The 1,416-nt window shown below is 40.1% G+C and carries 1 protein-coding gene and 1 pseudogene; one reads left to right on the top strand and one right to left on the bottom strand.

The genetic code is table 11. The annotated features are described in order from the left end of the window. Positions 1-117: 117 nt before the first annotated feature. Positions 118-504: pseudogene (locus M2132_RS12015) on the bottom strand (transposase); the annotation flags it as partial. 131 nt (positions 505-635) lie between these two features. On the opposite strand from M2132_RS12015, the gene M2132_RS12010 reads away from it, so the two are divergent. Continuing rightward, complete coding sequence (locus M2132_RS12010; protein WP_280673874.1) at positions 636-1,376, top strand: transposase; 741 nt, start codon at positions 636-638, stop codon at positions 1,374-1,376. The last annotated feature ends 40 nt before the right edge of the window (positions 1,377-1,416 follow it).

The following is a 1,416-nucleotide window of genomic DNA, read 5'->3' as shown; positions in this document are numbered from 1 at the left end:
GCGTGGGAGATATTAAGTTCTTTATGTACAGACTGGCGATGCTATATTCGTGATATGTGACAAGGTTTATCAACCGGGAAAATCCGCTGACCCGTAAAAAGTTGAGGGATTTTGAATTTATGCATATAATCTGGTTAATCTGAACAGGAAAAACGCTTTATCCCTTACTCCCCTGAATTGACTTCTGAATGCTTTTATTTTAGCATTAAAAGATTCACTGGCGGCATTGGTGGAACCTCTGTCAAAAAAGTTAATAATATTCAGATAGTGAGTTTGTATGGTTCTGGCTATAGTCCCAAAGGAGAGGAATCCTGATTTATCTACCTGGTCATACCATCTGGCAAGCCTGGTTAAGGCTACATCCTTTGTCTTTGCCTGATAATAAATTAATCCCAGTTGCATAGCCAGATAATATGCTCTTTTAATATCGGGGTATTCCCGAAACAGGATCTGAGCTCTTTGCTTTTGAGTTTGTGTCCACAGGGACTCTTTCTTGAATAACAGGGCCTATTCATAAATCAAATAATTAATACCAACCGATTCGTAATGAATTAGTTGTGGTTTTTGTGTCTTTAGAAAAAACTCCGATAAAAAGGTTTCACGGCCAAAATCGGGGTAAATCCACTCTAAAAGATATGATAAAGATACAAAAACTTTCAGATTTAACACCGACTTTAGGTTTTAGTGAATTTGATTTCTATTCGGATTATCGTTCCAGTTTTTCATCCAGCGAGTTGGGCAGGCTTTGGTCTTCGATTCCCTTTTCATCCCTGGCAGCATCATTGGGACTGCGTGATCACCCTCTTGGCCGTAGTAGCTATTTCAGTGCAGAGGGGAAACTGGCTCTAATGTTTTTAAAGGCCTACACAGGTCTGTCCGATTCTAGGCTTATCTCTGATCTGAACAGTAATATTCATTACCAGCTATTCTGTGGTATTCGTATTCATCCCCTGACTCCTCTTCGTAATTTCAAAATTGTTAGCCAGATTCGCTGTGAGATAGCCTCTTTATTGGACATTGATTCTCTTCAACAAGTTCTGGCTTCGTACTGGAAGCCTTACATGGAGAACCTTTCGGTTTTAATGACCGATGCCACTTGTTACGAAAGCCATTTACGTTACCCTACCTATATTAAGCTTTTATGGGAAACTGTCGATTGGCTTCATACTCATATGTGTGCCATCTACAAAGAACAGGGCCTACGCAAACCTCGAACTAAATATGATAAACAAGCCTTGCCTTATCGTTCTTACAGTAAGAATCGTAATCCTCGTAAAAGTCACCGACGGATACTTCAGCGTAGCTTGTTGCATTTGTTGAACAAATCAATAACCTGTCATCAAAGCGTTACATGGATTTCTGGCAGGTGGGGTTGAAGCTGTCGGTCGGTTACGGGTTTTAAGCAAAGTTATAGTG

Source organism: Dysgonomonas sp. PH5-45 (assembly GCF_029893235.1).
Lineage (GTDB): Bacteria > Bacteroidota > Bacteroidia > Bacteroidales > Dysgonomonadaceae > UBA1309.
Note: the sequence above shows the minus strand (reverse complement) of the source record. Positions and strands in the feature narration are given on the sequence as shown.

Excerpts from the sequence above, each read along its gene's own strand:
- M2132_RS12010 (WP_280673874.1), top strand. The coding sequence starts at position 636 with ATGATAAAGATACAAAAACTTTCAGATTTAACACCGACTTTAGGTTTT.